At 62.4% G+C, this 5,997-nt stretch carries 7 protein-coding genes; 3 read left to right on the top strand and 4 right to left on the bottom strand.

The annotated features are described in order from the left end of the window. Positions 1–89 precede the first annotated feature (89 nt). A complete protein-coding gene (locus VZP09_RS20225) occupies positions 90–995 on the bottom strand; it encodes an AraC family transcriptional regulator (protein WP_004150236.1) in 906 nt (301 codons plus the stop codon). Between the two features lie 116 nt (positions 996–1,111). Here VZP09_RS20225 and VZP09_RS20230 point away from each other — a divergent pair, with 116 nt between their 5' ends. Then, positions 1,112–1,648, top strand: a complete 537-nt coding sequence (locus tag VZP09_RS20230) for a carboxymuconolactone decarboxylase family protein (protein ID WP_004151510.1) — start codon at positions 1,112–1,114, stop codon at positions 1,646–1,648. Positions 1,649–1,668: 20 nt separating this feature from the next. Here VZP09_RS20230 and VZP09_RS20235 read toward each other — a convergent pair whose 3' ends face one another. Next, positions 1,669–2,139 carry a nuclear transport factor 2 family protein gene (locus tag VZP09_RS20235; protein ID WP_002923016.1) on the bottom strand — a complete coding sequence of 157 codons (471 nt, stop codon included), beginning with the start codon at positions 2,137–2,139 and terminating at the stop codon, positions 1,669–1,671. A 2-nt stretch (positions 2,140–2,141) separates the two neighbouring features. Next, the gene (locus VZP09_RS20240) at positions 2,142–2,768 is read right to left on the bottom strand and encodes a pyridoxamine 5'-phosphate oxidase family protein (RefSeq protein WP_032415822.1); all 627 of its coding nucleotides are present in this window, start codon (positions 2,766–2,768) and stop codon (positions 2,142–2,144) included. Between the two features lie 38 nt (positions 2,769–2,806). Here VZP09_RS20240 and VZP09_RS20245 point away from each other — a divergent pair, with 38 nt between their 5' ends. Continuing rightward, positions 2,807–3,778, top strand: coding sequence for a LysR family transcriptional regulator (locus VZP09_RS20245; RefSeq protein ID WP_072196386.1), 972 nt, complete (start codon positions 2,807–2,809; stop codon positions 3,776–3,778). Here the strand turns inward: VZP09_RS20245 and VZP09_RS20250 are convergent. Then, positions 3,775–5,268 (bottom strand): MDR family MFS transporter, encoded by a 1,494-nt coding sequence (locus tag VZP09_RS20250; RefSeq protein ID WP_017880064.1) that lies wholly within the window; start codon positions 5,266–5,268, stop codon positions 3,775–3,777. The genes VZP09_RS20245 and VZP09_RS20250 overlap by 4 nt on opposite strands. Positions 5,269–5,348: 80 nt before the next feature. Here VZP09_RS20250 and VZP09_RS20255 point away from each other — a divergent pair, with 80 nt between their 5' ends. Further along, on the top strand, positions 5,349–5,996 hold the full coding sequence (locus VZP09_RS20255) for a TetR/AcrR family transcriptional regulator (RefSeq protein ID WP_328795371.1): 648 nt from the start codon (positions 5,349–5,351) through the stop codon (positions 5,994–5,996). Position 5,997: the final 1 nt, after the last annotated feature.

Consider the following 5,997-nt stretch of genomic DNA (forward strand, 5'->3'; position numbering starts at 1 on the left):
TCGTGCAAAACTATAGCGACTTTCGGGTCGGGTAATAAACAGCAAACCACGCAACTGGAAATAAAATCATCTTCGCGAAACGCGAGGCGCTAGCCCCGTCGCCACTCGCCCGGCGTCACGCCATAGCGCATTTTGAAGCGCTTCGAGAAGGACGCCAGCGACTGAAAGCCGCAGCGTTCGGCAATGACCTCGAGGTTGGTCTGACGCTCCAGGCGCAGCAGCCGGGCGGCCAGCGCCATTCGCAACTGCGACAGCCACGCCTGCGGCGTCAGGTGATAGACGCGGGCAAAATGACGGGCAAAGGTGGCCCGTGATAAAAACGCGCGGGCGGCCATACTCTCCAGCGTCCACGGTTGCTCCGGGGTCGCCATCACCGCCAGCACCGCCGGCATCAGGCGTTCATCGCTCATCAGACGCAGCAGTCCGCCGGGCGGCTGCTGCTCGCCAAGCAGCATGCGCAGCAGGAGCACCAGCAGCGTATCGCCGAGGCTGCGCACGATAGCGCTGCCGCCGGGACGCTGCGCCAGGCTCTCGCGCACCAGTATATTAAGCAGCGCGTCCAGCTCCGGGCAGTCTTCACGCGCATCGGTATGGAGATGGATCAGCGTCGATGCTTCACTGAACAGCCAGCTGACGTGCGGACCAAAATAGAATTCGCCGCACAGCATCTCCAGCGCCCCCTCCGCCGGGCCGGCGCGCATTTCCGTCACCGTGCCGTTAAACCGGTGCGCCACCGGCAGCACCTGGCCCCACTCCACCAGGCTCTCCATCAGGTGCGGCGAACCGTGGGGCAGGAGGACGACATCTCCCGCGCGCAGGTGATGGGTCTGGCCGCCGACGTTGAGCCGCCCCTCGCCGCGCAGCACCACGTGCCAGGGCACCACGCCGCTGCGCATTTGCTGGTGCCCGGCCTGCCAGCGGCCGCCGAAGCGACAGTGCAGGTTCACTTCGCAGCGCGGCGCCAGCAGCGCCAGCAGATGACTGAGACTGTCCATGCTTCTCCTGAGACGATAAGACAAAAAGGTGAGACGAAGACCGCCAGTCTAGCATGCGGCAAGCGCCTAAGATGACCCCATTGCCAACACACCCTCGATAACAACAGGAGTTAACCATGAGCCGTTTAGCAGATATCCGTGAACAAGACGCCACCGGCAAAGCCGCCGATATTTTCGCCGGGATTAAAAAAGCGATGGGCAAAGTGCCGAACGCCTATCTCACCATCGGCGGCCACTCGCCGGCGGCGCTGCAGCAGGCGCTGGCGCACAATGCGATGCTCCATAAAGGCAGCCTCAGCGCCCAGCAGCTGGAAGCGATTAATCTGTCGGTCAGCGAAGCCACCGGCTGTGACTACTGCCTGGCCGCGCACACCCTGATGGCGAAAAAAGCTGGCTTCAGCAGCGAGCAGATCCACGCCCTGCGCCGCGGGGAGTATGCGGAAGAGACGCAGCTTGATGCGCTGGTGAAATTCGCGCAGACCCTGGTGACCACCACCGGTACGCTGCCGGAAGCCGACGTCGCCGCGCTGCGCAACGCCGGTTTTAGCGACCAGCAGGTGATTGAGATTATCAGCGCCATCAGCGCCATCCTGTTCACCAACATGGTGAACCGGGTTAACGACACGGTAGTCGACTTCCCGAAAGCCGATTAATCCGTCGCGCAGCGCCGGTTTTACAGCCCCAGATCGCTGAGCCCCGGATGATCGTCCGGGCGGCGCCCCTGCGGCCAGTGGAACAGGCGCTCGCTTTCGCTAATTGGCAGATCGTTGATGCAGGCGTAGCGCGTCTGCATCAGTCCATGCTTATCAAACTCCCAGTTCTCATTGCCATACGAGCGAAACCAGTTGCCGCTGTCGTCGCACCACTCATAGGCGAAGCGCACGGCAATGCGATTCTCCTGCCATGCCCACAGCTCCTTAATCAGCCGGTATTGCTGCTCCTTGCGCCATTTTCGCTGCAGGAACTCAACAATTTGCCCCCGACCGTGGACAAATTCGCTGCGGTTGCGCCATTCGCTATCCACGGTGTAGGCCAGGGCGACTTTTTCCGCATCGCGGCTGTTCCAGCCATCTTCCGCGGCGCGGACCTTCTGGATAGCGCTGTCGCGGGTAAACGGCGGTAACGGGGGACGTTGTTCGGTCATGCTTACTCTCCTATACGGGCTAATTGCTGCTGCAGGCGCTGATTCTCCTGCTCCAGGTCATGAATACGTTGCTGCAGGTTCTGGCTGTACTCCGCCACCTGCTGCGCGCTGTAGCGCGGCGTAATGTGCTGCGGGCAGTTCCAGTCAAACGCCTGCAAATGAAAAAGAAACAGACGTTCAATGCGGGCGCGATAGTTGGCCGGCGCCACCTGCGCCAGCAGCTGCGGGTGGTCCTCTGCCGCCAGGACCTCGACGGTGGCGTAGATTTTCAGCCTGGCACGGCGCGGATAATCCATCAAAAACAGGCAGGCCCGGTCGCTGCCGCGCAGATTGCCGGTAGTAATGTACTGGCGGTTACCGCCGAAATCGGCCATCGCCAGGGTGGTGTCATCCAGCAGATGCAGAAACCCCGGCGGGCCGCCGCGATGCTGCATGTAGGGCCAGCCGCTCTGCGACACCGTCGCCAGATAAAAGCTGTCGCGGGTGGCGATCATCCCCGCTTCGCTGTCGCCGAAGCGGTCGGCCTGGCGGCGACTGCGCGGCGTTTGCCACAGCGAGTCGCTGCCCATTTCATGCTGCACATCCATCACGTCCGGGGTGATAGCGATATCGAGAAAGGTTGCTGCCATAGCGCCTCCTGTTGTCTGACGCCATCATGGACTGTACTGTGAAGAATGATAATACGGGTAAAGTGGCAATCATCTTTCCGCAAAACGGGAGAATAATGGATCGATTAAGCGCGATGGCGCTGCTGGTGAAAGTGACCGAGCTGGGGAGCATGTCGGCGGCGGCGCGGGCGCTGAATATGCCGTTGACCACCGTCAGCCGCCATATTGGCGAACTGGAGAGCGCGCTGGGCGTACGCCTGCTGGCGCGAACCACCCGCAAACTGACGCTCACCGACGCCGGGGGCGATTATGTCGCCGCCGCGCGGCGGATCCTTGAGGAGGTGGAAAACGCCGAACGCCAGGCGACGGGCGAATATCAGGAGCCAAAGGGTGAGCTGGTGATCTCCGCGCCGACGATGTTTGGACGCCAGCACGTTCTTCCGGTAATCAGTGAATTTATCGCCCGCTACCCGCTAATTCGCGTCCGTTTGCTGCTCAGCGATCGCAATGCCGACCTGGTGAGCGACCATGTCGATCTGGCGGTGCGGATTGGCGACCTGGCGGACAGCAGCATGGTGGCCACCCGCCTCGGCACCATGCGGATTGTGGCCTGCGCCCATCCGGCGCTGCTGGCGAAATACGGCGAGCCGCAGCGGCCGCGCGATCTGGCGGCGCTGCCGATCATCCGCATTGAATCGCCGATGCCCTATCGCGGCTGGCGCTTTCGCGCCGCTGAGCGCGAGGACCAGCTGATTAACCTGCCGCCGGTGCTATCCGTCACCACGCCAGAGAGCGCCGCCGATGCCGCGCGGCTGGGGGTGGGGGTGGCCCGCTTACTGCATTATCAGGCGCTGGATGGCCTGCGCCACGGGGAGCTCCGTCTGCTGCTGGAAAACGTCGAGCCGGATCCGGCGCCGGTCCATTTGCTGTATACCGCTCGGGATCTGGCGCCGCTTAAGCTGCGCAAATTTATCGATTTTGCCGCACCGGCGCTGCGTCAGGCACTGCTGCGCATCGCCGGGGCCGCTTAATGCGTCGCGGTCTTCAGCGGCGCCTCCTTTAACAGCCATGAGAGGACAAACGCCACCGCCATAATGCCGGCCGCCATCAGAAACGCCGCGTGGATCGCCGCGCCGAAGGCGTCGAGGTAGTCGAGGCGGATATCCGCGGGCAGGTGCTGGACCGCCACCGGATTCATTCCCGGCGGCAGCACCGCGCCTTCCGGCAGCAGTTGTTGCAGGTTGCTCTGCAGCACGTGCGTGAACACCGCGCCAAACAGCGCCACGCCGATGGAGCCGCCAATCGAGCGGAACAGGGTCACGCCGGAGGTGGCGACGCCGTACATCTGCGCCGGCATCGCATTCTGCACCGCCAGGACCAGCACCTGCATCACCAGCCCCAGACCCGCTCCCAGCACGCCGGTAAACAGGTACAGCTGCCACAGCGGCGAGTGAATGGTGATGCGGGTCAGCAGTACCATGCCGGTCACGCCGAGCAGGGTGCCGAGGATCGGAAACAGGCGATATTTACCGGTACGGCTGATAATCCGCCCGCTGATAATCGAGGTCAGCAGCAGGCCGCCCATCAGAGGGATCAGCTGCAGCCCGGCTTCGGTGGGCGTCGCCTCCTTCACCACCTGCAGATAGAGCGGCAGGAAGGTGACTGACCCGAACAGCGACATGCCGATGACGAAGCCGATCAGGCTGCACAGCAGGAAGCTGCGGTTGCGGAACAGCGCCAGCGGAATAATCGGCTCGGCGGCCATCCGTTCTTCGTAAATAAAGCCGATGATCCCCACGATGCCGAAGGCCAGAATGCACCACAGCTGCGGGTCATTCCACGCATGGACGCTGCCCCCTTCCGAGGTAAACAGGATGATGCACAGCAGCGCCATGCTGAGATAAATCGCCCCCAGCCAGTCAATCTGATGCTGGCTGCGTTTATTGCTGCTGTGGAATACCGCGCCGATCACCAGCAGCGCGAACAGGCCGAGCGGCAGGTTGATATAGAAGATCCAGCGCCAGGAGGCGTGCTGCACCAGAAAACCGCCGATCAGCGGGCCGATCACCGTCGCCAGGCCGAAAACGCCGCCGAACAGCCCCTGATAGCGGCCGCGGTTGGCGGGCGGGATGACGTCGGCGACCGCCGCCATGCTGATCACCATCAGGCCGCCGCCGCCGAGCCCCTGCAGGCCGCGCATCAGCACCAGTTGGGTCATATTCTGCGCCAGCCCGCAGAGCGCGGAGCCGACGAGAAACAGCCCAATCGCCACCTGCAGCACGATTTTGCGGCCGAACAGATCGCCAAATTTACCGTACAGCGGCACCGCGATGGTGGAGCTGAGGATATAGGCGGTGACCACCCAGGAAAGCTTGTCCAGCCCGCCCAGTTCGCCGACAATCGTCGGCAGCGCGGTGGAGACAATGGTCTGATCCAGCGCTGAAAGCAGCATCACCAGCAGCAATGCGCTGAACAGCAGGCGTATCGACTGCACCGGTGGGTTAGCGACTTGAGTAGTCATTACAACGCTCGCTTGAAATTAATTAAATGCATAATTAATATTTAGTGAAAGAATGAGTCGGGTCAAGAGATCGCCATATCATGACAGCACAAAAGGATCAGGATACTCCCCGCCGCCCGGGTCGGCCGCGCGGTAAAAAACCGGGTACCGCCAACCGCGAACAGTTGATGGACATCGCCCTGACGCTGTTTGCCCGCGACGGGGCGGGCCGCGTATCGTTGAACGCCATCGCCAAAGAGGCCGGGGTGACGCCGGCGATGCTGCATTACTACTTCAGCTCGCGGGATGCGCTGGTGACTCAGCTGATTGAGGAGCGCTTTATGCCGCTGCGCAATCACATCAGCCGCATCTTTGTCGATCATCCACAGGACCCGGTACTGGCGCTGACGATGATGGTCGAGACGCTGGCGCATATGGCGGAGAAAAACGCCTGGTTCGCGCCGCTGTGGATGCAGGAGATCATCGGCGAAATGCCGATTCTGCGCCAGCATATGGATGCCCGCTTCGGCGAGGNGCTTTTTCAGGTGATGCTGGGGACGGTGCGTCGCTGGCAGCAGGAGGGGAAAATTAACCCGGCGCTGGCGCCGGAGCTGCTGTTTACCACGGTGATTAGCCTGGTGCTGGTGCCGTTTTCGCGCATCCACAGCGATCCGCGTTTACAGGCGGTCAACCGCCAGACCATCGTCAGCCACGCGCTGGCGTTGATGGGCCACGGCGTCGGGGGTTAAG

Source organism: Klebsiella sp. EMBS2024, from assembly GCF_036233805.1.
GTDB lineage: Bacteria > Pseudomonadota > Gammaproteobacteria > Enterobacterales > Enterobacteriaceae > Klebsiella > Klebsiella pneumoniae.